Genomic DNA, 24290 nt, shown 5'->3' on the forward strand with positions numbered 1-24290 from the left:
TGCGATGGCGATGGAACCGTTCGCGACAAAGGGTTACGCAGTCTGGCACGCGTGAGGACGGCAACCCCATCCCGTCATGTGTGCCCTGGACGGCTCAAGTACGTCACACCGCCGAAGAGAAGACAACCCCCGACGATGACGACAAAGAAACCCATAAATGCTGACTCAAGAAGAATCCTGCTGGCTTTGCGGACGGGTATCAACAAAATCCGGAAAGAGGCTGCTTTGGCAGCCGCTCCGCCCGACGTCGCACCAAAATTCACAGCTGAAATCATCGAATATTGGATGGCGCACTCCTACCTGAGAAATACGACGGATTCAAAAGAAGTCTATTCACAACGCGCGAGCCGATGTCCCGAACCCCGAGCTGCGACCGCCGGCCCCATGACTGGAACACGAATTGCACAGCTGATCGACGGCTCCATCGCGATCACCATGGAGAGCTCATCACGGCGGGTTCTCAGCATCCTGCGCTGTGCCGCAGGGGCTGACCATGGCCTCGACCGCAGGCATCCGGAGGTCCGGATATTTGCACGGGCATTGATCGACCTCCCCAATGATCAAAGGCCTTCGCAGCTCACCGGTTTGTTCGCGGCGCTGCAGCACCATCTGCCGGCGAAGCAGCGGGACATGGTACGGGACCACATTGGGCGCATGAACGCTGCCGGAGCGGACATCAGCGTGATAAATAGGCACTTAGGCGAGTTGCAAGTCGCGCTCGATGAGGCGCTGAATGCCTTGTACCCGAGCAAATGGCTGGCCTCGGAAGTGAAAGCCTTCATCGAGAGCGAAATGCGCGATGAGCAAGACGCCATGGCGCGTGCCCTCAATATTTTTCGCAGCGCAACCGGCGTCGCCATTCCAGTTAACACCGCTCGATCCGAAACCCTCAGGCATGCGAGGCTGCTGAGCGACCTTCGCGCCGAGGAGAGGCTCGAGTACATACGGGATTTATACGGGTGGCTGCGCACTTACTTGACATTGGCGCAAAGAAGAGACATAGAAAATTATCTCGCAAGCGCCGGAAACGCGGCATCAGTTAAAACATGTCCAAGCTTCAAGAAATTTCAAACACGGCTTCAAGGCGAATGGCAATCCGTAGAGAGCCAACCCGATCGCAGACAAAAAACAGTACGGTAAAAACTGGGAGACTTGTGCTTCTCATGGCGATTTCCGCCTAAATCCCGAACACCAAAGGTCTCCACTCGCCACTTCAACAAACCGCAGAAAAATCCAACACCGTGACCAATTCCATCAGCGAAAAGAGATACCAGACTAACAGGCCCCTGCCGCCAATCCCAGAGGCCAGGCGGCATTTCGAGGCACCGGGGGAAAACAACGCTGGCGCTGACAATCTACGCGCCATCATTCCTCGGCCCGAGGTGTCGAGATTGCCCCAACTACCACATCCCCCAGCAACCGGGCAAGAACCGCTGCAGATGAGCGGAGAGCAGTCAACACCCGACGGCTCCCCCAAAAAAACGCCTCTTGACATCATGAATCTCCGCGACCAGGCGAAACGCCTCCGTCGCAGCACCGCAACGGCCGCATTGCCCAAGTTGCAGATAGGGTCCAACGTCAATGCCCCTCGCAGCGCAACGCTTGAACGGTCTGGCGAACAAGGCGGCGTATCACCGGAGACGTCATCGCGGGCCTCCCCTAGTCTTAGCCCAAGCGCCAGGAGAATTCCAGAATTCATCCGATACGGAACCCACCGGGAGCGTGAACAGGGGCCATCTCAATTCAAGCAGAAGACGGACAGAAGGCAAGAAGCCCTTTCTCTAGAGGAACTCGCCGCGGTACTCGACGATCTCGATCAAAAGCTCGATCAAGATGGTTCCCTCTCGCAAAGTGAAGAGGATAAAAAATAAATTAATTCTTCGGGATGTGATGGAAGTTCGGCGAGCCCGCTTCTCCGCCGACGCGTTCCTCGCGCCGCGTCTCGTGGAACGGCGGGCACTGCATGGTTACGAAGTTCTGCGCCCACCCGTTCGTCCATGGTGGACGGACCGGCCCGCGCAGAGGAACACCATGAACCAAACTCAATTCGATGAGATTTGCGAAGCAGCCACTCATGCCTTGCAGGTTGCGCCAACGAAGCAGGACGGGCGCTATTCGTTCTCTGTGGACGGGATCGAAGTTTTGATGGACTTCGACGGCAACGAAGACACCAACGCGCTCTACTTCTACATCGACCTGGGTGACGCCAGCCCACACGGGCGAACAGAGGTTTGCGAACAGCTGCTGCAGCTCAACCTTCGAATGCATGGAAACCTGCGCGGCGCCTATGCCTTCGACAACCCCTCTTCACGTGCGATTTTCTGCGGGGAGCTTCGTGATGACGAAGCGCTCGATGGGGAATTCGTGGCGGAAATGCTCAGCTTTCATCTTGAGGAAACCCGGGCGGCGCGGGACATCGTCGGGCTCCAGGCGGGGGAAAGCGATGGTGTTCTGTTGGCAAGCGTGCTGGCTTGAAAACCGCTCCCATGCTTGAGTTCCTTCTGCCATCGGAACGCCGTGGCTACGAACGCGTTTCCACGAAGCGCACAACGGCCTCCACCATCCGCCGCACGTGCGGCTGCACCCGCCCCGCCACTTCGGGCAGGTAGTCGAAGGGCAACGCCTCCTGCATGTAGCTGCACTGCGTCATCTCCAACTGCACCGCGTGCACGTTCTGCGCCGGTTGACCGTGGTGCCGGGTGATGTAGCCGCCGGTGAAGCGGCCGTTCAGCACGCTCGTGAATCCTGTGGCCTCCTTCGCGATCGCCAGTAAGGCCTGGCCGAGCGCGGGGTCGCAGCTCGCGCCCTGAGCGGTGCCGAGGTTGAAGTCGGGCAGTCGGCCCTCGAAGAAGCGCGGCAGCACGGAGCGGATGGAGTGCGCATCCCAGAGCGCCGCGATGCCGTGCCGGGCCTTGATGCGCCCGAGTTCCTCCGCCAGCTGGCGGTGGTAGGGCTCCCAGATGGCGGTGCGGCGCTCGGCGATCTCCGTCTCGTCGGGCACGTCGCCAGCGGCATAGAGCGGCGTGTCGTCGAAGGTGTCGACCGGGCACAGGCCGGTGACCCTTTGCCCGGGGTACAAGCTCGCGCCGTCCGGCGGGCGGTTGAGGTCGATCACATAGCGCGAGTGCGTCGCGACCAGTACAGAAGCCCCGAGCTCGTCGGCGAAATCGTAAAGACGCTCCAGATGCCAGTCGGTGTCGGGCACCTGCCGCGCCTCGTCGGTCAGGCGCGCAGCGAGCTGCGGCGGAAGGTACGTGCCGGCGTGCGGCATGGAGATCAGCAGCGGGCGCGTGCCGCGGCGAAAGCGGAAGGGAGGTTCGGTGGTGGTGAAGGGCATGGTTCGGAAAGCTTCAGTCCTCGAGGAGTTGCCCGCGTGCCGCCACGAAGGCGGCCCCGGCTTCGTCATGCAGGGGATGCCGCCCGGCTGTGACGCGGGCGTGGCCAGCGACGTAAACGGCATCGATGGCCGAGCTTCGATGGCTGGCAAACACGTGGGCCGAGAGCATTTGCGGCGCAGGCAGACCCTGCAGCGCGAGATGGCCCGCATCCAGCACCGCGAAATCCGCCTGCTGCCCGACGGAGAGCCCGCCGACGGGCCGGCCCGCGGCCTGGGCGCCGCCGCGCACGGCGGCGAGCGTCAACGCGGTCGCGACCTCGCGCTGCGACCCGTCGGCACCCACGTTGCGTTGCCGGGTCGCGAGGCGCTGGCCGTACTCGAGCATCAACAGTTCCTCGGCCGCGTTGACGCAGGCGTGGCTGTCGGAGCCCACGCCCCACGCGCCACCATGGCCGCGCCAGCGGGCGAAGTCGAACAGGCCGTCGCCGAGGTTGGCTTCGGTGGTGGGGCACAGGCCGGCGACGGCACCGCTCGCGGCCGCGCGCGCGTACTCGCCCTCGTCCATGTGCGTCGCGTGCACCAGGCACCAGCGCGCATCGACCGGCGCATGGTCGAGCAGCCAGGCCACGGGTCGCTGGCCGCTCCAGGCGACGCAGTCCTCGACCTCTCGCGTCTGCTCGGCGATGTGGATGTGGATCGGCGCGCGCGCATCGAGCGCGTCGAGCCCCGCCAGCGCCTCGCGCAGCGCCGCGGGCGGCACGGCGCGCAGCGAATGCGGCGCGAGCCCGAGGCGCGCGCCCTGCGCTTCGCAGACAGGCTTCAATGCATCGAGCAGGCGCAGCATCGATTCGGTCGAACGGATGAAGCGACGCTGCCCTTCATTGGGCGCCAGGCCGCCGAAGCCGCTGGCCTGGTAGAGAACCGGCAGCAGCGTGAAGCCGATGCCGGTGCGCTGCGCCGCGCGCAGCAATGCCAGGCTCAGGGTGGCGTCGTCGGCGTAGGGGCGGCCGTCGGCATCGTGGTGCACGTACTGGAACTCGCACACGCTGGTGTAGCCGGCTTCCAGCATCTCGGCATAGAGCCAGGTGGCGATGGCTTCCATGTGCTGCGGGCCGAGGCGCGCGGCGAAGCGGTACATCAACGTGCGCCAGCTCCAGAAACTGTCCTGCTGCTCGGCACGGTGCTCGGTGAGCCCGGCAAAGGCACGCTGGAAGGCATGCGAATGCAGGTTGGGCATGCCAGGGAGGACCGGGCCCGCAGCACGCGGTACGCCCGCCGGCGCCGGGGCATCGGCCCGCACCTCGACCAACCGACCCGTGTCGTCCCAGCCCAGCAACACGTCGCGCGCCCAGCCTTGCGGCAGCAGCGCATCGGCGGCGAAGAGGCTTCGGCTCACCGCGCTCCCCCCGTTGCGATGCGGCCCTGGCGCACCACGGTGCGCGCGGGCCTGTGGCCGAACCAGTAGGCCAGTTCCGCCGCGCTGCCGAGGTTCCACAGCACGAAGTTGGCCGGCCGCCCGGCGGCGATCACGCCATGGGTGTCCGACAAACCCAGCGCCCGCGCCGCATGCACCGTGACCCCCGCCAGCACCTCCGGCACGGTGAGGCGGAACAGGGTGCAGGCCATGTTCATCATCAGCAGCAGACTCAGCGCCGGCGAGGTGCCCGGGTTGTGGTCGGTGGAGACGGCCATCGGCACGCCAGCCGCGCGCAGCGCCTCGATGGGCGGCAGGTGCGTGTCGCGCAGCGCGTAGTAAGCGCCGGGCAGCAGGACGGCGACGGTGCCGGCCTCGCGCATGGCGGCAATGCCTTCGGCGGAAAGATGCTCGATGTGATCGCAGGACAGCGCCCCGTAGCGCGCCGCCAGCGCCGCACCGCCCATGTCGGACAGCTGCTCGGCATGCAGCTTGACCGGCAGGCCCAGCGCACGCGCGGCCTGGAACACGCGCTCGGTCTCTTGCAGCGAGAAGGCGATGCGCTCGCAGAAGACGTCGACCGCGTCGATCAGGCCTTCGGCGGCGAGCGCCGGCATCATCTCCCGGCACACCACGTCGATGTAGTCGCCACTTCGCCCGGCGTATTCGGGCGGCAGCGCATGGGCGCCGAGGAAGGTGGTGCGCACGGTCACGCCGAAGGCCTGGCCCAGTTGCCGCGCCACGCGCAGCTGCTTGCGCTCGTGCTCGAGCGACAGGCCATAGCCCGACTTGATCTCGATCGCGCAGACGCCGTCGGCCAGAAGTTGTTCCAGCCGAGGCGCGGCCTGCACGAACAGGGTCGCCTCGTCGGCCTCGCGCGTGGCTCGAACGGAGGAAACGATGCCGCCGCCGGCCTTGGCGATGTCCTCGTAGCTGGCGCCGGCCAGCCGCATCGCGAACTCGTTGGCGCGCTGGCCGCCATAGACCAGGTGGGTGTGGCAGTCGATCAGGCCGGGAGTGACGAGTGCGCCGCCGCCATCGTGGCGCGGCCATGTGTCGAAAGCAGACGGCACCGCGGCGGCATCGCCGACCCATCGGATGGTGCCCCGCTCGACCGCGATGGCGGCCTGGGCGTTTTCCGGGACTGCCGGTGCGGCCTCCGGCGCCAGACGCAGGCCCGTCCACAGGCCATCAGCAGAAGCGAGCTTGTTCAACGTGTTCATCATTCGGCTCTCAAGGCTGGGCATCGGCCGGCTGGATGCGTACGACAGCAAGACGGGCGCCCGCACTGCGCGGCGCGACGTGCCAGGCATGCGGCGCATCGGTCCAGCACAAGCCCTCGCCTTCGCGGCAGAGTGTGCCCTTCTCGTCCACGCTCCAATCGCCCCGCAAGGCCAGCAGCACGCCATGCGCTGCGGGCGCGACAGCCGCGGCTTGATCGAGCACCGTCAACTCGGCACGCCAGGCGCCGCGCCGCGTCATCACGTTGAAGTCGCTGGAGTGACCGCCCTGCGGCACGCCCTCGATCTCGGCCTCGCCCGCGAAGGCGAAGGGCCGATGCGGCACGTCGAGCCGATGATCGATGCGGCCATCGCGCGAACGCAGGTGCACGCCCTCGCCGTCCAGCAGCATGATGAGGCGGTCCACGCCCTCGAACACCGAGAAAGGCCCCGCGGCCGCGATGGTGGCGATGCTGACGCGCCAGCCGAAGTCGGCCAGGCCCGCGCCGGGCGGCCAGGCGGCGATCTCCTGCGTGCTGCCGCCGCCGTTCTTCCACGGCGTGGCAGGCAGGCTGGCGCGCGAGAAGCTGCGAAGTGCCATCGATGGTCCGTCAGTCGGGCTTGATGTTCTGCTTGCGGATCACCTCGCCCCAGCGCGCCGTCTCGGTGCGGATGGCGGCGGCGAGTTCCTCCGGCTTGCCGCCGCCCGGCTCCAGGCCCTGCGCGGCGAACTTCTCCCGGATCGCGGGCTTGGCGAGAGAACGGGCCGCTTCGGCGTTGAGCCGCTCCACGATCGTCGCCGGCGTGCCCGCGGGCGCCATCAGCGCATACCAGGAGACGGCCTCGAACTTCGGCAAGCCTTGTTCCGCGATGGTGGGCAGTTCAGGCATCGCGGCGGAGCGCTTGAGGCTGGCGACGCCGAGGGCGCGCAGCTTGCCGGACTTCACGTGCGGCAGCACCGCCGACATCGCACCGAACATCATCGACACCTGGCCGCCGACCACGTCATTGATCGCCGGGCCGATGCCTTTGTAAGGCACGTGGATCAGCTTGAGATCGGCCTCCAAGGCCATCAGTTCGCCGGCCAGGTGGGCCTGGCTGCCGGCACCGGGCGAGGCGAAGCTCAGCGTGCCGGGCTTCTGCCTGGCGAGCGCGATCAGTTCCTTGAGCGATCTGGCCGGCACCTCCGCGTTGACCACCAGCACGTTCTCGACGGTGGCGAGCATGGCGACGGGCGCGAGTTCGCTGGCCTTGTAGGGCAGCGCGGGGAAGAGGCTGGGATTCACCGCCACATTGCCCACCGGCACGATGCCGACGGTGTAGCCGTCGGGCGCAGCCTTGGCGATCTGGTCGACGCCGATGTTGCCGGCAGCCCCCACCTTGTTCTCGACCACGAAGGGTTGGCCCAGCGCATCGCCGAGCTCCTGCCCGGTGACGCGGGCCAGCACGTCGGCCGGCCCGCCGGGCGCGAAGGGAACGATCACGCGCACGGGCTTGGAGGGATAGGCCTGCGCATGGGCCGACGGCAGCGCGGCCGCGAGCACGAGGGAGGGCAGAAGGGTCAGGAGAGGGCGACGCAGGATCATCAGAGTTCCTCGAAAGTGGGAAGGTCATCACGAAGGGCGATCCGCGCGAGAACGTCGTAGTCCGCGGGATCGGGCACGTCAAAGCCGGCAAGCAACAAGCGTTCCGTCACGTCGTGCAGCGCCGGCGCCCGCGTGCTGGCCTGCAGCGCGTCGCGCAGGCGCGCGAGTTCGTCCGCAGACAGCGCGGCCGTCGCCACCAGCGGCGGGATGGGCCGCGCCACGGTGCTGGCGATGGTGCGCACCTGCCGCGCGAAGTCCGGCTCGTGGCGGCGCAGAAGGTCGTGGTAGTAGCTGTCGAGCGGGCCGACGTCGATGGTGCCGGCCGCGAGCGCCTCGATGACGCCGCGCGCATGGATCAGGTGGCCGACTGCGTGGCGGAAGAGACGCGATCCATGCGCGGCACGGTACGGCGCGAGATGGTCGCGCAGCGCCACGCCGCCCGACATCGAGTCGGCCAGGGTGTAGCCGACGACGCCCCCGAAGGTGTCTTCCAGGCGTTCGTACCTGGCATCGGCGCGCACCACGATGTCGGTGAAGTACGCCGGCCGGCCACCGTAGCGCGCCGGCGAAGGCACCGGCGCGGCGATCAGCGTGGGGCGCGGCTCGCGCTGCGAGAACGGCAGGCCGCACATCATCGCCAGGCCCAGGTCCTCGCGCGCCCACAGCGCGGAAAGCGGCGCGGGCGCGTCGTAGTCGATCACCAGCCAATCCAGGCCCGCGCGTTCCAGCACCCAGGCCAGCAGCGTTTTCCAGTCGGCCCGCGCCGTGGCGGTGGCCGAGTACATCCGCGCGTTGGCGACCAGCGGCATGTCGGGTACGTTCAACGCGTGTTCAACGGTAGCGAAGCTGCTGCCCGAGCCCCATGCGCTTGGCCTTGGCGAGCATCGCCGAGCCGAGCGCGATGTCCGACAGCGACAGGCCGCGGTGCCAGAAGAGATTGGTCTCGTCATCGCTTTCGCGGCCGGGCTTGAGGCCGGCGACGATCTGGCCGAGTTCGGCATGCAGGGTCTCTTCCGACAGCTTGCCGGCGTCGACGTGCGCGCGCAGCGCGCCCAGCGGGCCGGCCTTGGCCTGGCCCCAGTCGTCCATCACCATCTTGTCCATGATGTCGGTGAGCGAGAGTTCGACCGCGCTCATGGTGCCGTAGGGGATGACGCAGGCGCCCTTCTTGATCCACGCGGTCTTGAGCATGGGCGTGGGCTTCTCCAGGCGCGAGGCCTCGACCACGATGTCGGCGCCGCGCACGCAGGACTCCCAGTCCTCGGTGATGGTGATCTTCGTGCCCAGGTCGCGCTCCAGGCGCGCGGCGAACTTCTCTCGGCTCTCGGGCCGGCGCGAATGAACGCGGATCTCGTCGAAGTGGAAGATCGAATGCAGGAGCCGCACGTTCCAGTAGGAGGTGCCGCGTGCGCCGATGTGGCCGAGGATCTTCGAATTCTTGCGCGCGAGGTGCTTGGCGCCGATGGCGGTGATCGCGCCGGTGCGCATGTCGGTGATGTCCGAGGCGTCGATGATGGCCACGGGCACACCGTTCTTCGGGTCGAAGAGGTTGAGCAGTGCGAGTTCCGAGGGCAGGCCCTGCTCGTAGTTGCGGTAGAAGTCGCCCACCACTTTCACGCCGGCCAGGCCGAGCGGACGGATGTAGCCGCGCAGAACGTTGAAGTGGCCCGGGTAGTCTTTCTCTGGTACCAGGTGCATGCGCGGCTCGATGGCGGTCTCGCCGCGGCCCTGGGCCACCAGGCCCTCCTCGACCGCCGCCACGATCTCGGCGTCGGTCATCTTCAGGGCCTGGACATCCAGGTGGTTCAGGTAGTGCAGATAGATTTCGGACATGGGTCGGGGCCTCGTTACTTGATCATGGGGAGTTGGAGCGCATGCTTCTTCGCCGTGGCGATGGCCTGCTCGTAGCCGGCATCGGCATGGCGCATCACGCCGGTGGCGGGGTCGTTCCACAGCACGCGCGCGATGCGCTTCGCGGCCGCATCGGTGCCGTCGCAGACGATCACCACGCCCGAGTGCTGCGAGTAGCCCATGCCGACGCCGCCGCCGTGGTGCAGGCTGACCCAGGTCGCGCCGCCCGCGGTGTTGAGCAGCGCGTTGAGCAGCGGCCAGTCGGACACCGCATCGGTGCCGTCCTTCATGGCCTCGGTCTCCCGGTTGGGGCTGGCGACCGAGCCGGTGTCCAGGTGGTCGCGGCCGATCACGATCGGGCCCTTGAGCTCGCCCGACTTCACCATCTCGTTGAAGGCCAGGCCCGCCTTGTGGCGTTCGCCCAGGCCCAGCCAGCAGATGCGCGCCGGCAGGCCCTGGAAGGCGATGCGCTCGCGCGCCATGTCCAGCCAGCGGTGGGTGTGGGTGTTGTCGGGGAAGAGTTCCTTGATCTTGGCGTCGGTCTTGTAGATGTCTTCCGGGTCGCCCGAGAGCGCGACCCAGCGGAAGGGACCCTTGCCCTCGCAGAACAGCGGGCGGATGTAGGCCGGTACGAAGCCGGGAAAGTCGAAGGCGTTCTTCACGCCTTCGTCGAAGGCGACCTGGCGGATGTTGTTGCCGTAGTCGACCGTGGGGATGCCCATGGCCTGGAAGTCGAGCATGGCCTGCACGTGCACGGCGCAGGACTTCGCGGCTTCGGCTTTCAGGCGGGCGTGTTGCGAAGGGTCTTTCTGCGCATCGATCCATTGCTCGACGCTCCAGCCGGCGGGCAGGTAGCCGTTGATCAGGTCGTGCGCGGAGGTCTGGTCGGTCACCAGGTCGGGTCGGAGGCCGCCCGCCTTCGCGCGCTTCACCAGCTCGGGCAGGATCTCGGCCGCGTTGCCCAGCAGCGCGATGGACACGGCCTCCTTCGCGGCAGTGTGGTGCTCGATCAGGGCGATCGCATCGTCGAGGTCCCGGGCCTGCTTGTCGACGTAGCGCGTGCGCAGCCGGAAATCGATGCTCGACTGCCGGCACTCGATGTTGAGCGAGACCGCGCCGGCCAGCGTGGCGGCCAGCGGTTGCGCGCCGCCCATGCCGCCGAGGCCGGCCGTGAGGATCCACTTGCCCGAGAGGTCGTTGCCGTAGTGCTGGCGGCCGGCCTCGACGAAGGTCTCGAAGGTGCCCTGCACGATGCCCTGGCTGCCGATGTAGATCCAGCTGCCGGCGGTCATCTGGCCGTACATGAAGAGGCCCTTGCGGTCCAGCTCGTTGAAGTGTTCCCAGTCGGCCCACCGCGGCACCAGGTTGGAGTTGGCCAGCAGCACGCGCGGTGCATCGGCATGGGTCTTGAACACGCCGACCGGCTTGCCCGACTGGATGAGCAGGGTCTCGTCGTCCTCCAGCGTCTTGAGCGTGGCGAGGATCTGGTCGAAGCATTCCCAGTTGCGCGCCGCGCGGCCGATGCCGCCGTAGACCACCAGGTCCTGCGGGCGCTCGGCCACCTCGGGGTCCAGGTTGTTCTGCAGCATGCGGAAGGGTGCCTCGGTGAGCCAGCTCTTGCAGTGGAGCTGGCTGCCGCGCGGCGCGCGGATCACGCGATTCGGATCGTGGCGGGGGTCGGTGGCCTGGACGGTGAACTTGTCGGGCGCATTCATGGTGGCGTGTCCTTTCGATGGAAGGTGCGGGGTGATTCAGGAACGGCTGGGCAGGATGTCCAGCAGGGCGGTGGGCCATTGGCTGCGGCGCGCCCATTGGCGCATGGCCTCGATGTCGGGCGCGATGAAGTGGTCCTGGTCGATGAAGGCCACGTGCTCGCGGATGGCGGCGAACTCGGCTTCGAGAAGAGCCGAACTCCTGGGGCCTCGCTTGAGCTCGATGCCTTGCGCGGCGGCCATGGCTTCGATGCCCACGACCACCGCCGTGTTCTGGACCATCTCGGCCAGGCGCCGCGCGGCGAAGGTGGCCATCGACACGTGGTCTTCCTGGTTGGCCGAGGTGGGCAGGCTGTCCACGCTGGCCGGATGGGCGAGCGACTTGTTCTCGGAGGCGAGCGATGCGGCCGTCACCTGCGCGATCATGAAACCGGAGTTGACGCCGCCGTCGCGCACCAGGAAGGGCGGCAAGCCCGACAGGCCGCGGTCCAGCAGCAGGGCCATGCGGCGCTCGCTGATCGCGCCGATCTCGGCCACGGCGAGCGCGATGATGTCGGCGGCGAAGGCCACCGGCTCGGCGTGGAAGTTGCCGCCGGAGATCACGTCGCCGTTGTCGAACACCAGCGGGTTGTCGGAAGCCGCATTGGCCTCGGTGCGCAACACGCGCGCGGCATGCGCGAGGTTGTCCAGGCAGGCGCCCATGACCTGCGGCACGCAGCGGATGGAGTACGGGTCCTGCACGCGGCCGCAGTCGGCGTGCGAGGGGACGATCTCGCTGCCTTCGAGCAGCGCGCGCACCGCGGCGGCGACGGCGATCTGCCCGGGCTGGCCGCGCGCCGCGTGAATGCGCGCATCGAAGGGCTTGATGGAGCCCTGGATGGCTTCGAGCGAGAGCGCACCGGCCATCAGGCCGGCGGCGAACACGTCTTCGGCGCCGAAGAGGCCGGCCAGCGCCAGTGCCGTGGAGACCTGCGTGCCATTGAGCAAGGCCAGCCCTTCCTTGGGCCCGAGAACGAAGGGCGCGAGCCCGATGCGTGCGAGCGCGGCCGCGCCGCCGATCACTTCTCCTTCGGGCGTACACACCTCGCCCTCGCCGATCAGCACGCAGGCCAGGTGCGCCAGCGGTGCGAGATCGCCCGAGGCGCCGACGGAGCCCTTGGAGGGAATGCGAGGCAGCAGGCCGGCGTTGTGCAGGGCCAGCAGCGCATCGACGATCTCCGGCGCGATGCCCGAATGGCCGCGCGCCAGACTCACCGCCTTGGTCGCGAGCACCAGGCGCACCACGCCGTCCGGCAGCGCATCGCCGGTACCGGCGCTGTGGGACAGCACCAGGTTGCGCTGCAACTCGGCCAACCGCTCGTGCGGGATGATGGTCTGGGCCAGCTTGCCGAAGCCGGTGTTGATGCCGTAGACCACTTCGCCGGCATCGACGATGCGGCGCACCGTGGCTTGCGCGGCGAGCAGACCCGCGCGCGCCGAGGGTGCGAGCGCGAGCCGCACGCCGCCGGCATGCACGCGGCGCAGCGCGGCGAGCTCGACCTCTCCGGGAACCAGCACCAATGCGTCGTCGGAAGAAGCTGTGTCGTTCATACGTTGATCCTGTCTATACAAGTAGCGGCGTGCGAAGCGCAGGGTCCTCGATGCGTCGGGGTCAGCCGAAACTCGGGTTGCCGTCCGCCCGGAAGCGGCTGCCCAGGCGGTAGCGCGAAGCGGGGTGCAGGCAACGCACCATGGTGACCGGCGTGGTGCGCGTCCAGGTGCGGCGAGTGAGCAGCAGGCAGGGGTCGTTGGGCGGCATGTCCAGCCGCTCGGCCTGCTCGGGCGTGGGCAGCACGGCATCGACGACGTGCTCGATCTGGTCGAAGGGCACGTTGCGCACCAGGTATTCGCTGGGCGACATGGCCGAGAAGTCCTGCTCGAGGAAGGCCGGCACGACGCGCGGGTTGACGTGCCGGTCTTCCAGTTGCACAGGCAGGTCGTTCTCCAGGTGCAGGCACACGGTGTGGAAGACCGACTCGCCGGGCCGCAGGTCCAGCCACGCGGCCACGTCGGGCGAGGCGGCGATGCGCTCGGCCACCAGGAACTCGCAGCGGTAGTCATGCCCGCGCGCGCGGATCTCGCTGGCGATGTTGGCAATCTGCAGCAGGGTGGACTGCGGCTTGTCCTCGGCCACGAAGCTGCCCACGCCGGCCACGCGCACGATGCGGCCCTGCTCCACCAGCTCGCGCAGCGCGCGGTTCACGGTCATGCGGGCGACCCCGAACTGCGCGACCAGTTCGCTCTCCGAGGGCAGCCGGTGGCCGGCGGGCCAGGAGCCGTCCTGGATCTTGTGGGTGATGAAGGACTTGACCTGCTCGTAAAGCGCCAGCGCGGGCTGCACCGGGGCGCCCGCCGCGGAGCGGTGCGCGGGTTGGGTGCTGCGGTGCTTGCCGATGGTGCCCATGCCGTGCTGCCTCAATGCTCCGCCGCGGCCATCGACTCGGCGCGGATCTCCTCGGTCAGCCGCGCCTTGATCTCCATGAACTCGGGAGAGGTCTTGATGGTGTAGTGGCGCGGGTGGCCGAAGTCCACCGCGATCTCGCTCTTGATGCGGCCCGGCCGCGCGCTGAACACTGCGACCCGGTTGGCCATGAAGATGGCCTCATCGATGTCGTGGGTCACGAAGAGCACGGTCTTCTGCGCCGATTCCCAGATGCCCAGCAGCAGTTCCTGCATCAGCACGCGGGTCTGGTTGTCGAGCGCGCCGAAGGGCTCGTCCAGCAGCAGGATCTTCGGATCGTTGGCCAGGGCGCGCGCGATCGCGGTGCGCTGCTGCATGCCACCGGAGAGCTGCTTGGGATAGTGGTTCTCGAAGCCGCGCAGGCCCACCTTGGCGATGAAGTAATCGCTGCGCTCCTTCTGCTGCGCCTCGCCCATGCCGCGCTCGCGCAGGCCGAAGCGGATGTTCTGCGCGATGGTCAGCCAGGGAAAGAGCGTGTAGCTCTGGAACACCATGCCGCGGTCCGCGCCCGGCCCCTCGATGGGCTGGCCGTCGAGCAGCACGCGGCCTTGGCTCGGCTCGTCCAGGCCGGCGACGATGCGCAGCAGCGTGGACTTGCCGCAGCCGGAGGGGCCGAGGATGGTGACGAAGTCGTTCTCGCGCACCTCGAAGTCGATGGGCAGCAGGGCTTGCGTGCGCTGGCCCTTGTTGCCGGTGAAGGTGCGAGAGACGCCGCGGATCGAAAGCTGGCTTTGCATCACAAGGTGCTCCAGGCGAAGAGGCGGCGGTTGACGAACTTGAAGACGAAATCGGAGACGAGCCCGATCACCCCGATCACGATGATCCCGAAGATGATCTGCCCGGTGTTCAGCAGCGCCTGGCTGTCGGTGATCATGTGGCCGATGCCGGAGGAGGAGCCGATCAGCTCGGCCACGATCACGTAGGTCCAGGCCCAGCCCAGCACCAGGCGCAGGGTTTCGGCGATGCCCGGCGCGGCGCCCGGAATCAGCACCCGCGCGACGATGCCGCGGCTGTTCGCCCCCAGCGTGTAGGCGGCTTCCACCAGGTCGCGCCGCGCACCGCCGACGGTGACGGCGACCATCAGCGTGATCTGGAACACCGAGCCGATGAAGATCACCAGCAGCTTCTGCGCCTCGCCGATGCCGGCCCAGAGGATGAGCAAGGGGATGAAGGCCGAGGCCGGCAGGTAGCGGCAGAAGGACACGAAGGGCTCGAAGAAGGCCTCGATGGGCTTGTAGGCGCCCATCGCGATGCCCAGGGGCACCGCGACGATGGCCGCCAGCACGAAGCCGCCGACCACGCGCCACACCGTCATGCCGATGTCGTGGATGAAGTTGAACCCGGTGAAGAGCCCATAGCCCTCCTTCACCATCGTGACCGGGCTGGCGAGGAAGGTGGGCGGCACGAAGCCGCCCAGCGTGAATGCGGCCCACACCGCGAAGAACAGCACGAAGAAGCCCAGGCCCAGCAGCCAGCGCGCACGCGGGCTGACGGGCTCGAGCGGCGCCATGCCGCGGCGCCGGCGCGGCGCGGTGGCGGGTGGCATGGCGGCGGGGGCCGCGGGCGCAGCGGAGGGGACGGCAGTGGTCGCTTCCATGATGGGGTCCCGGCAGGGTGAGCGCGCCGCCTTCTTACTTGATGAAGCTCGCGTCGAAGGTGGCCGCGAGGTCTTCGGGCGCCTTGCGGATCACGCCGGCCTCCAGGAGGATCGGCACCGAGTCCTTCATGAACTGGGTGAGCTCGCCGGCGAAGAACTTCTGGTTGGCCGCCTTGTCCTGCCAGCGCAGGTAGGCCGAGGACTTGGCGAACTGCTCGCCGCTCTGCTTGACGGCCGAGCCCATCAGCTCGTTGGCCTTGGCCGGGTCGCTCTTGATCATCTCCAGCGCCTCGAAGTAGGAGTTGGTGAGCGCCTGCGCGGCCTTGGCATTGGCCTTGAGCCAGCTTGGCGCGCAGCCCACCGTGTCCATCACCATCGGGTAGTCCAGCGTGGTGGCGAGGATCTTGCCGGCCTGCGGGTTCGCGCGCACGGTGGAGAGGTAGGGCTCGTAGGTCATGGCCGCGTCGTTCTGGCCGGCCACGAAGGCCTGGGCGGCGGGCTGGGGCTCGAGCGAGACGGTCTTCACGTCCTTGAGCGACATGCCGTTCTTGCTCAGCATCCAGGCCAGGCCGAAGTACGGCGCGGTGCCGGGGGCGCTGACGCCGATGGTCTTGCCCTTGAGGTCGGCGAAGGACTTGACGTCGTTGCGCACCGCGATGCCGTCGGCACCGTAGGACTTGTCCATCTGGAAGATCTGCGCGATGGGCACGCCATTGGCGTTCCACGCGACGTGCGTCTCGACCGTGGTGGCCGCGCACTGGATGGCGCCGGAAGCCAGGGCCAGGTGGCGGTCCTTCTGCGGAATCATCCTGAGCTCCACGTCCAGCCCGTTCTTCTTGAAGATGCCGGCCTTGTCGGCCAGCGAGAGGGGGGCGAAGCCGGTCCAGCCGGACATGCCGAGGGCGATCTTGGTGTCCTGGGCGTGGGCGCCGGTCGCCAGCGCTGTGGCGCAGAGGCCGACCGCGAGCAGCGAGGCGGTTGCTTGAAATGGCTTGAGCATCGAAGGTTCTCCATCGCGTTTTGGAACGGGCTCGGCCGAGCGGCGCGAGAGCTGCGGGTTCAGCGTGGGGCGATTATGGTGAACTGCGATGGTCCTGTCTATACAGGGCCAACCCTGAATGCGGGGCCTGCCCGGCCCCCATTGCCGCTGCCCGCGGCCATGGCTTGACTTGACAAATGGTGCGACCGCTGAATGCGGCAATGCCCCGTCTACAAGGCCTCCAGGCGCCGAAGGAGGGCATTCGCCTGCGCTTCGATCCGCGCCGCCTCGGATGCCGGAAGGTTCGTGAGGCCCGCCACGCCGAGCTGAAGGACAAGGGCCAGTTGCTCGGGATCGCGCAAGCCGTGCGTGGTCAACTTCTTGAGGACATGGGCGTCGAAGTCAGCATCGGCCGGTGCACCGCGGAAGTACTCGATCACCTCGTCCGCCCCGACCTCGGGCACTGCCCTGCCGGACGCGGTGAATTGCTCCAGCACGAGAAAGGCTCGCAGATGAGAGCGCAGCGGCGAGGAGGGAAGCTTCGCCGTCTTGCGGATGAACTCGCTGGTGGCACTCTTGAAAGCAGCCATCGCCGCCTCGCCTTCGCCAAACTGCTTGACCAGTTCTTCGCGAACACGGCGGTAGGCACTCGGCGACGGGCGCGCCTTCTTGCCGATGCCGGCGTCGAGCAATGCGTTTTGGAAGCGTCCGAGAAAGACCGACGGATGCGCATGAGCCTGCGCCCCGGTCATCCGGTGCTTTATGCCCAGAGGCGGTGCAAGGTAGGTCTTGATGAAGTCCAGCTGCTCCTCCGCCGGCTTGGCCGACGCGGCCTTGCAGATGGCCAGCAAGCGGACTGAATCGACGCCCAGGCCTCTCAAGGTCTTGAGCCATGGCGCCGCGGCCTTGGCGTCACCGGTGCGAATGAGGTCCTGGATCTGCAGGGCGACCATGTGCAGCCCCACGTACTCGTTGTCTCGGACATCGAAGGTGATGGTGCGCTCGCCGGCAAAGCGATCCTCGCCCGGAAGGTATTCGCCTTCTCCGATGGAGACCGTGACTTCCGCAGGCTCTCCGGAGGGCCTGGACAGCAACGCCTCCAGTTGCTCACGCGTCAGGCTCTGGATGGCGGCGGCAGCAGCGCACTCGCGCCCCTTGGACCTGCTTTCGGCTTCGTGTCGGACCCAGCTGCGACCGGCGATGAAGCCGCCGCCGACCACGGCCGGAACGGCCAGCCCGATCGCCAATGGCGTCGTCACCGACGTGGCCACCACGCCTGCGACAGCCAAGCCGGCGACCGCAGTCCCGGCCGTGCCGACGAACATGTTGGCAACCGCCTTGACGCCACGGGCGATGGAAAAATCGATCTCGTACTTGCCCTGCCGCTCCAATCGGTCCTGCTGCTTCCACAGGCTGGCCAAGGCGCCGCGGAGCACAGGAGCACCTGGCGCGTCGTCGAGCTCTCCCGATACGGCCTCGATCACGTGCTTGCGCCTCACGGCAGTGATGACCTGGGCCTTTCGGCGCGCATGCTCGCCGATGGCCTGACTCAGATCGACGCTTCCCGAGGCCAGACCCAGCGGTCCCCATGCAAGTCCGGCGGCCGCACAGGCGGGCCCCACATAGCCGGCTACTTGCGCTCCCACCGACACACCGGAAGAAACGGGGTTCAGGCCCAAGCTCCGGATGGCGTAGTCCCGGGTGACCGCATCGGTGGCCTGCTCCTCTGGCGTGGGCTTGATCAGCCTCTGCGCCGAGTTTTCGAACTTCAGGAAGGCCTCTGCCTCCTCCGGTGTCGACTCGTCCAGGAGCCGCCGAAATCGCAGCGCGTCTTCGTGGTAACGCACCAGGTTCGCCTTGTCGCCGGTGCGCCGGTTGACCATCGTCAGCACGCCGTCTGCCGCATCCATGGCATCGGCAACCGTACTGCCCAGGCCCGCGAAGCCGAGGCCGTCGCCAACGCCAACGGCGGAGGGCAACACGGCAGGCTGCTCGTACGTCGGGCCTGCGCGAACCGCGCCGGTGACACATTTCCCTATGGCGGTGCCGCCGCCCAGCACGTCGGCCGGCACCAGCGTCGCGGGTGCCACCAGAGCGCCCCGGCCTTTCTTGCTGCCGTAGTTGCTCCCCGTTTTGCGAGGCCTGCCGGCCATCTCGCGAACCCAGCCGGTCAGATGGTTGTAGCCTCGCTTGACGCGCTCGCCGTCTTTTCTGTTGCGCGACTGGATGCGCTGCGCGCGGGTCTTCTGGGCCGGGACCCATCGCTCCGCCTTGTCGAGGCTGCCGTCGTCGCGAAGGTGTGATGTTTCGACGGCCTTGTAGTGCGTGCTGTGCTTCGCGCGGTGCTCGAGCTTCCTGGCATGGTCGTACTGCCCGAGAAAGCGCTTCGTTCCGATGATCCGGTCCGCGTTGAGTTGGGCGGGATCGAGCCCGAAGGTTTCGCTCTTCCTGATGGCCGCTTTTTCGGCAGGTGCCGCTGGTTTCGGCAGGGCGTCAGCTGGAATGACGTCCGCAATGACATCAGCCTGGACGGGGTCGACAGGATCAGCCTGAATGACAACGGCCGGAACGGCCCCGTCATGAGGCGGATCGGATTCGATGGCACCTTCGGGGGTTATCGGTGCATCGACCGGGCCTGCCTTCGGCGTGGCGGGCTGCCCCTCGGATACGCTTGCACTCGTCCAGGCATGAACCACCTCTGGAGGCGCAAGCTTGAACGCAGGACTTCCCCCGGGTTTCCCACCGCTCACGAGATCGACGCCCCCGGTTGAAAGCGTGGGCAGCAGGATTGACGGGGGTTGTACACCGAACACAGGCATAGGAGACGTCCGTTCTTTTTCACGCACAAGGCGGAGTTGTCGGCAGAGCTCGACTGCTGCGGCGCGCGTCGCTGCACGCTCGACGGCAGTCTTCTCTGCCCATCGCTGGGGTTCCTCGGCCATCCCGCTGGTGGGATGCCTTATGGGCTAAGTAACACCGCGACCAACGTCGTTCCGGCCTGCGCGTTGGCTCTAATGGGATGGGGAGGCTTACAGGTTCATCGTGCTTGCGCACGCCGAACTGGCGAATCTGCGCGCGCTCCAAGCCCACGGTCGGCGTGGCCTTGACCATGCCTGCCCTATCGAGATGAACCCCGACCGATGCATCCCCCGCTCATACCGGTGTGGACTGCATTCTCGATTGCAGCCGCTCCAATTCCGCGACGCGTTCGTTGACTCTCCGCTCTTTTGCGATTCGATCCATCGCCACCAGTCTCTTACCCTTTTCAAGAGCCTTCAAACGAGCACCTTCGAGCTCATCCAGATAGCTGGTGAACTCACTGAGCGTCCTCGTGAAGTCCGTTGCATCAAGTCGTCTTGCTTTTCTTGATGCTTCTTCTTTGTCCAGGAATATCCGGATGGCCTGTCTGAAAGCCTGCATGCCCGCCCGCCGATCGGGGTAAAGGGTCTCCAGAGCGTCGTGAACTTCTATGCGCCAGTCACTCTCATTCGACAAGCCGGAAGCATGGCGATCGTGGACGACGGACATCGCCCTCCGGAAATGCCGGATAAATACCGACACATGCGGCGGCGTCTGTGTCTCCGTCGCACCGATCCTGAACTTGATGCTCAATCTGAGGGCCAGCCGCGATTGGATGTAGTCAAGTTGCGCTTCAGGGGCCATGGGCTCGACGGCCTTGCAAATGGCAAGAAGAAAGAGGAGGTCGATTCCGAGGGCATGCACAAGCTTGATGAACGGCGAGTTCTTGTCGTACCTCCCGCCGGGCTTGACCATATTCTGAATCTTGCCCGCCAATATCCGAAGGGCCACGTACTCGTTGTCTCGCGCGTCAAACTCTTCCATACGGGAAGTGGCGAAGCGATCTTGGCCAAGCAGGTATTCGCCTTCCCCATGCTCATACCGAAGGCGGCTGTTGTGCACCAAGGCGCTCCTCAGGTCGTCGGAGGACATTTCGAGGGCGACGGCTTGCGCCTCGCGCTGACGCTTCTTGCCAGTGTGCTCTGCACGTGCCCGCTGGTCATTGCGTACGGCCACTGCGACGCCCCAGGCCACCGCTACCGCAGCAGGCACGACGAGTGAGAGGCCCATTGTTGCCGGAGCGGCTCCCAGCGCCACGAATGTCGTCGCCGCTGCCGCGCCGCCGAGGGTGGCACCCAGGCCCGCGCCACCCTTGACCATGCGCCCTTCCGCAAATCCCGTTTCGCGCTTTGCTTGGCGAATACGGCGCTCTTGGCTCCTGCTGAGGCAATCGACGAGGGCCTCCAACTCTGCGTAGTCAGCATGGTCCTCGGGCGTCTCATCCAGTACTTTCTGCATGTTCGCAATGCAAATCCGCGCGTCCTTCTTTTGACCCACGCGACGCCTCAGCTCTTCGTAGCCCTCTTTGACCTCGACCGCATCCAAGGCCATCTTGGGAACCGCCAGAATGGTGCCCGACACGGGGTCGATGGAGGTCGCTGCCTTGGCAACCTCGACGCCGACCCCGGCTGTGTTCAAGGACGTCGAACCAACGGTCCTGGCAACCCGGGTTCGCGCCGCGTCCCTGGTGGATTGATCTTCAGTCGTTGGCTTAAGCACCTTGTCTCCAGCTTCCATGAATTTCACCCAATTCCTGGCGTCTGCAGACGTAGCGGTTTCAGGGCTATCCACGAAGCGCTGCCCAGCGCCCTTGAAGTTGAGATCATCCTTGGCCTTGTCCTGCTCGGATTGCAACCTCACGTGCGCTGCCGAGGCAAACGTCATGTCGACGACCTGCGTCACCAGCCCCGCACCTGATACTGCGGCGGATCCTGAAGGGTCGACGAACGCGGACTTGCCGGCAACGGCTGCCTTCGCGGCGGCCGACCCAGCTTGGAGGTAGTCGTTGGGCACCTGGTTTCCGGGGCCCAGAGGGTCATCCTTTCCTTCGTTGGTCAGGTACGTGCTGCCAAACTTGCGCGGGCAGCCGGTCTTTTCGCGCACGAAGGCACCGATCTTCTTGAGATCGGCTTGGATGTGTTTTCCTTTCTCGAGCTGCCAATTCCGGAGCCTCGTGCTTCGCGTGGGCTCGGTCCTTTGCACCCCATACTCTGTCTTCGTGTTGCCATCAGCATCCTCGTAGTCCATGGGCTTCGGTGCATAGGGACCCTTGAAGAATTTTCTGGCCTTCGCCGCATGCCGCTCGTCCGCCGCTTTCTTGAACTCGTTGAACTTCGAAAGCAACTGACTATCGGCCAGTTCATCCTTGGATATTCCGAACGATGCAGCGAGGTCCCCGTTCTCCGGCTGCGCGACGGGTTCCGGCGCTTGCTCTGATACGGGCTCTGCGAGGAAGACGTCCACCTCGGGCTCTTCAGCAGATTCACGTATCTGCTTGATGTTCACTGTGGGCAATGGCCGAGATATGAATCCTCCATCCCGAGGTATTGTGAAGGAACGACCTGGTTGCGAAGACACTGGTTTTGCGAGGTGAGGCTTGCCCGTGTCTCGCGGGCCCGCCCCGGGAAACACAACCACTGGTCCTGTCGAGGTGTTTGAGATTGAAAGCATCACAACTCCGTTGCTAAGCCATCGAACCGAATTGGGGCAAAGGATCGGCCGCAGGCGGCGCGCTGGCGAGCGCATCCCGCAATCTGGCTTTCCATTCATCCAGCACGGGAAGCAGTTGCTCCTGAAGCACAAACGACAGCTCCACGTCGTCATCGAGCAATGCCTGCAAAGGAATGTGGTACGCCAGCACGGGATGATGGTTCTCGGCGTGCAGGCTGAAGGTCGGCAGATAGAAGCTGGTGTTGCCCAGGTTGAACTCCAGCAGCAGTTGGAGCATCGCGCTCCTGTCGACGCCTTCCTCGATTTCGCCGAGGTCCGCAAGCAGCCGGATCTCGTCGCGCTCCTCCAGGTACTCGAGGCCGACCAGGGTGTCGTCCACCTGCAGCAAGCTGCGCTCCAGGAACTCGCCGGCGTCGCCGAGTTCCAGCTCTTCGCAAAGGTCTTGTACCAACTCGACGTAGTCTTCTCGACTCATCGGCCTGTCTCCTCAGAAGGCGGGACGAGACACCGATCTCGTCTCAAGGGTTGGTAACAATCGTGTCTTGCCGGCTCCGGTGGACATCTGGCTTTTTGTGATACCGGGTGAAGCGACAATCAGTTTCCGGCGCCCAATGCGGCACCGCCCGAAACCCCACCCCATCATTTATTACGCCCCCCGGCTTCACACCCGTGTCCGCCTTGCCGTCCTCACCATCCAGCCCTGCGCTGTCGCAGATCCTTCGGGAGACTTTCGGCTACACCGAGTTCCGCGGCCATCAACAAGCCATCGTCGAACATGTCACCGCTGGAGGCGATGCGCTGGTGCTGATGCCGACCGGCGGCGGCAAATCCTTGTGCTACCAGATTCCCGCCATCGCGCGGCAGCGGGCCGGCCGTGGCGTGACGGTGGTGGTGTCGCCCTTGATCGCATTGATGCACGACCAGGTGGGCGCATTGCACGAGGCCGGCGTCGATGCGGCTTATCTCAATTCGACGCTCGACTGGGCAGAAACGCAGGACGTGGAGCGCCGCATGCTGCGCGGCGAGATCACTCTGCTCTACGCGGCACCGGAGCGCGTGACGACGCCGCGCTTCCTGTCGCAGCTCGACGAGCTTCACCAGCGGGGCAAGCTGTCGATGTTCGCGATCGACGAGGCGCATTGCGTGAGCCAGTGGGGTCATGATTTTCGGCCGGAGTACCGCGCGCTGACGGTGCTGCACGAGCGCTTTGCGAGCGTGCCGCGCATCGCGCTGACCGCGACGGCCGATGCGCTCACGCGCGCCGACATCGTCGAGCGGCTGCAGCTGGAATCGGCGCAGCAGTTCGTCTCCAGCTTCGACCGCCCCAACATTCGCTACACCATCGTCGAGAAGAAGGACCCGACCACGCAGTTGCTGCGCTTCATCGAGCGCGAGCACGAGGGCGATGCAGGGGTGGTCTACTGCCAGTCGCGAAAGCGCGTCGAAGAAACGGCCCAGACCCTGCGCGACGCCGGCATCGAAGCCCTGCCCTACCACGCCGGCCTGGATGCCGCGGTGCGCCAGAAGCACCAGGACCGCTTCCTGCGCGACGAGAGTGTGGTCGTGGTGGCGACCATCGCTTTCGGCATGGGCATCGACAAGCCGGACGTGCGCTTCGTCGCACACCTGGACATGCCGAAGAACATCGAGGGCTATTACCAGGAGACGGGCCGTGCCGGCCGCGACGGCGAAGCAGCCGATGCCTGGATGGCCTATGGCCTGCAGGACGTGGTGAATCAGCGCCGCATGATCGACGAGAGCCCGGCGGGCGAAGACTTCAAACAGGTGATGCGCGGCAAGCTCGACGCGCTGCTGTCACTGGCCGAAGCGAGCGATTGCCGGCGCGTCCGGCTGCTGCGCTACTTCGGCGAGCACAGCACGCCTTGCGGCAATTGCGACAACTGCCTGAACCCGCCACAGGTGTGGGACGGCACCGATGCGGCGCGCAAGCTGCTCAGCACCATCTACCGCGTGCAGCAGCACAGCGGGATCAGCTTCGGCGCCGGCCATGTGATGGACATCCTGCGCGGCAAGACGACCGAGAAGATCACGCAGTTCGGGCATGCACGGCTTAGTACCTTCGGCATCGGCAGCGAGTTCAGTGAGGCGCAGCTGCGCGGCGTGATGCGCCAGTTGATCGCGATCGGTGCGCTGTCAGTCGATGCGCAGGCCTTCAACACGCTGCAGTTGACCGAGGGCTCGCGCGCGGTGCTCAAGGGAGAGGTGCAGGTGCTGCTGCGCGAATCGGTCTCGTCGCCGGCCGAACGAAAGAAGTCGCGGCGCGAGAAGCCGGCACGCGGTGCGCCCGCGCCGGCCGCGGCCGCGGCCGCCTTGGACACGGCAGGCCTGGCGCGCTTTGCCGCGCTCAAGGCCTGGCGCGCCGAGGTGGCGCGCGAGCACAACCTGCCGGCCTATGTGATCTTTCATGATGCGACGCTGGCCGCGATCGCCGAAAGAGCGCCGGCCACTTTGGAGGACCTGCAGGGCCTGAGCGGCATCGGGAGCAAGAAGCTGGAGGCGTATGGGACCGACGTGCTCAGAGTCTGCGCCTCGTTTCACGCTTGA

20 protein-coding genes are annotated in these 24290 nt (G+C 66.3%); 4 read left to right on the forward strand and 16 right to left on the reverse strand.

The window, feature by feature from the left end; all coding sequences use genetic code 11:
• Positions 1-135 precede the first annotated feature (135 nt).
• From ABEA07_RS06510 to ABEA07_RS06520, 3 genes are all read left to right on the forward strand, one after another.
• Positions 136-1140, forward strand: a complete 1005-nt coding sequence (locus ABEA07_RS06510; protein WP_345536658.1) for a hypothetical protein — start codon at positions 136-138, stop codon at positions 1138-1140.
• Positions 1141-1241: 101 nt separating this feature from the next.
• The gene (locus ABEA07_RS06515; protein ID WP_345536660.1) at positions 1242-1871 is read left to right on the forward strand and encodes a hypothetical protein; all 630 of its coding nucleotides are present in this window, start codon (positions 1242-1244) and stop codon (positions 1869-1871) included.
• A 160-nt stretch (positions 1872-2031) separates the two neighbouring features.
• Positions 2032-2475, forward strand: coding sequence for a CesT family type III secretion system chaperone (locus ABEA07_RS06520; protein ID WP_345536661.1), 444 nt, complete (start codon positions 2032-2034; stop codon positions 2473-2475).
• Between the two features lie 46 nt (positions 2476-2521).
• On the opposite strand, the gene hutG is transcribed toward ABEA07_RS06520, so the two are convergent.
• The 16 genes from hutG to ABEA07_RS06600 form a co-directional block, all read right to left on the reverse strand.
• Entirely contained in the window at positions 2522-3337 is an 816-nt protein-coding gene (gene hutG, locus ABEA07_RS06525; protein ID WP_345536662.1) for an N-formylglutamate deformylase, read from the reverse strand.
• Positions 3338-3350: 13 nt separating this feature from the next.
• Entirely contained in the window at positions 3351-4733 is a 1383-nt protein-coding gene (locus tag ABEA07_RS06530) for a formimidoylglutamate deiminase (RefSeq protein ID WP_345536663.1), read from the reverse strand.
• Positions 4730-5974 carry an imidazolonepropionase gene (gene hutI, locus ABEA07_RS06535; protein WP_345536770.1) on the reverse strand — a complete coding sequence of 415 codons (1245 nt, stop codon included), beginning with the start codon at positions 5972-5974 and terminating at the stop codon, positions 4730-4732. Before hutI ends, ABEA07_RS06530 begins: the two co-directional genes overlap by 4 nt.
• 10 nt (positions 5975-5984) lie before the next feature.
• Entirely contained in the window at positions 5985-6572 is a 588-nt protein-coding gene (locus tag ABEA07_RS06540; RefSeq protein ID WP_345536665.1) for a HutD/Ves family protein, read from the reverse strand.
• Between the two features lie 10 nt (positions 6573-6582).
• Entirely contained in the window at positions 6583-7557 is a 975-nt protein-coding gene (locus tag ABEA07_RS06545) for a Bug family tripartite tricarboxylate transporter substrate binding protein (RefSeq protein WP_345536666.1), read from the reverse strand.
• A complete protein-coding gene (locus tag ABEA07_RS06550) occupies positions 7557-8381 on the reverse strand; it encodes a phosphate/phosphite/phosphonate ABC transporter substrate-binding protein (protein WP_345536667.1) in 825 nt (274 codons plus the stop codon). Before ABEA07_RS06550 ends, ABEA07_RS06545 begins: the two co-directional genes overlap by 1 nt.
• Before the next feature lie 7 nt (positions 8382-8388).
• Entirely contained in the window at positions 8389-9390 is a 1002-nt protein-coding gene (locus tag ABEA07_RS06555; RefSeq protein WP_345536669.1) for an ornithine cyclodeaminase family protein, read from the reverse strand.
• A gap of 14 nt (positions 9391-9404) precedes the next feature.
• Positions 9405-11123: a urocanate hydratase gene (gene hutU, locus ABEA07_RS06560; protein WP_345536670.1), complete on the reverse strand. Its 1719-nt coding sequence runs from the start codon at positions 11121-11123 to the stop codon at positions 9405-9407.
• Positions 11124-11159: 36 nt separating this feature from the next.
• Positions 11160-12710 carry a histidine ammonia-lyase gene (gene hutH / locus ABEA07_RS06565; RefSeq protein WP_345536671.1) on the reverse strand — a complete coding sequence of 517 codons (1551 nt, stop codon included), beginning with the start codon at positions 12708-12710 and terminating at the stop codon, positions 11160-11162.
• A 61-nt stretch (positions 12711-12771) separates the two neighbouring features.
• The gene (gene hutC, locus ABEA07_RS06570; protein WP_345536672.1) at positions 12772-13563 is read right to left on the reverse strand and encodes a histidine utilization transcriptional repressor HutC; all 792 of its coding nucleotides are present in this window, start codon (positions 13561-13563) and stop codon (positions 12772-12774) included.
• Between the two features lie 11 nt (positions 13564-13574).
• Positions 13575-14357 carry an ABC transporter ATP-binding protein gene (locus ABEA07_RS06575; RefSeq protein ID WP_345536673.1) on the reverse strand — a complete coding sequence of 261 codons (783 nt, stop codon included), beginning with the start codon at positions 14355-14357 and terminating at the stop codon, positions 13575-13577.
• A complete protein-coding gene (locus ABEA07_RS06580) occupies positions 14357-15217 on the reverse strand; it encodes an ABC transporter permease (protein WP_345536674.1) in 861 nt (286 codons plus the stop codon). Before ABEA07_RS06580 ends, ABEA07_RS06575 begins: the two co-directional genes overlap by 1 nt.
• 34 nt (positions 15218-15251) lie before the next feature.
• The gene (locus tag ABEA07_RS06585) at positions 15252-16217 is read right to left on the reverse strand and encodes an ABC transporter substrate-binding protein (protein ID WP_345536675.1); all 966 of its coding nucleotides are present in this window, start codon (positions 16215-16217) and stop codon (positions 15252-15254) included.
• A 209-nt stretch (positions 16218-16426) separates the two neighbouring features.
• A complete protein-coding gene (locus ABEA07_RS06590; RefSeq protein ID WP_345536676.1) occupies positions 16427-19138 on the reverse strand; it encodes a hypothetical protein in 2712 nt (903 codons plus the stop codon).
• 211 nt (positions 19139-19349) lie between these two features.
• Entirely contained in the window at positions 19350-21560 is a 2211-nt protein-coding gene (locus ABEA07_RS06595) for a hypothetical protein (protein ID WP_345536678.1), read from the reverse strand.
• A gap of 178 nt (positions 21561-21738) precedes the next feature.
• Positions 21739-22200 carry a CesT family type III secretion system chaperone gene (locus ABEA07_RS06600; protein WP_345536680.1) on the reverse strand — a complete coding sequence of 154 codons (462 nt, stop codon included), beginning with the start codon at positions 22198-22200 and terminating at the stop codon, positions 21739-21741.
• A 194-nt stretch (positions 22201-22394) separates the two neighbouring features.
• On the opposite strand from ABEA07_RS06600, the gene recQ reads away from it, so the two are divergent.
• Positions 22395-24290 (forward strand): DNA helicase RecQ, encoded by a 1896-nt coding sequence (gene recQ / locus ABEA07_RS06605; RefSeq protein WP_345536681.1) that lies wholly within the window; start codon positions 22395-22397, stop codon positions 24288-24290.

Origin of the sequence: Variovorax defluvii, from assembly GCF_039541515.1 — a bacterium.
Classification (GTDB): domain Bacteria; phylum Pseudomonadota; class Gammaproteobacteria; order Burkholderiales; family Burkholderiaceae_C; genus Variovorax; species Variovorax defluvii.

What these genes read in the sequence shown, in the direction of transcription:
- ABEA07_RS06510 (WP_345536658.1), top strand. Translation starts at nt 136, where the DNA reads ATGACGACAAAGAAACCCATAAATGCTGACTCAAGAAGAATCCTGCTG.
- ABEA07_RS06520 (WP_345536661.1), top strand. Translation starts at nt 2,032, where the DNA reads ATGAACCAAACTCAATTCGATGAGATTTGCGAAGCAGCCACTCATGCC.
- hutG (WP_345536662.1), bottom strand. Translation starts at nt 3,337, where the DNA reads ATGCCCTTCACCACCACCGAACCTCCCTTCCGCTTTCGCCGCGGCACG.
- hutI (WP_345536770.1), bottom strand. Translation starts at nt 5,974, where the DNA reads ATGAACACGTTGAACAAGCTCGCTTCTGCTGATGGCCTGTGGACGGGC.
- ABEA07_RS06540 (WP_345536665.1), bottom strand. Translation starts at nt 6,572, where the DNA reads ATGGCACTTCGCAGCTTCTCGCGCGCCAGCCTGCCTGCCACGCCGTGG.
- ABEA07_RS06545 (WP_345536666.1), bottom strand. Translation starts at nt 7,557, where the DNA reads ATGATCCTGCGTCGCCCTCTCCTGACCCTTCTGCCCTCCCTCGTGCTC.
- ABEA07_RS06555 (WP_345536669.1), bottom strand. Translation starts at nt 9,390, where the DNA reads ATGTCCGAAATCTATCTGCACTACCTGAACCACCTGGATGTCCAGGCC.
- hutU (WP_345536670.1), bottom strand. Translation starts at nt 11,123, where the DNA reads ATGAATGCGCCCGACAAGTTCACCGTCCAGGCCACCGACCCCCGCCAC.
- hutH (WP_345536671.1), bottom strand. Translation starts at nt 12,710, where the DNA reads ATGAACGACACAGCTTCTTCCGACGACGCATTGGTGCTGGTTCCCGGA.
- hutC (WP_345536672.1), bottom strand. Translation starts at nt 13,563, where the DNA reads ATGGGCACCATCGGCAAGCACCGCAGCACCCAACCCGCGCACCGCTCC.
- ABEA07_RS06575 (WP_345536673.1), bottom strand. Translation starts at nt 14,357, where the DNA reads ATGCAAAGCCAGCTTTCGATCCGCGGCGTCTCTCGCACCTTCACCGGC.
- ABEA07_RS06580 (WP_345536674.1), bottom strand. Translation starts at nt 15,217, where the DNA reads ATGGAAGCGACCACTGCCGTCCCCTCCGCTGCGCCCGCGGCCCCCGCC.
- ABEA07_RS06585 (WP_345536675.1), bottom strand. Translation starts at nt 16,217, where the DNA reads ATGCTCAAGCCATTTCAAGCAACCGCCTCGCTGCTCGCGGTCGGCCTC.
- ABEA07_RS06590 (WP_345536676.1), bottom strand. Translation starts at nt 19,138, where the DNA reads ATGGCCGAGGAACCCCAGCGATGGGCAGAGAAGACTGCCGTCGAGCGT.
- ABEA07_RS06600 (WP_345536680.1), bottom strand. Translation starts at nt 22,200, where the DNA reads ATGAGTCGAGAAGACTACGTCGAGTTGGTACAAGACCTTTGCGAAGAG.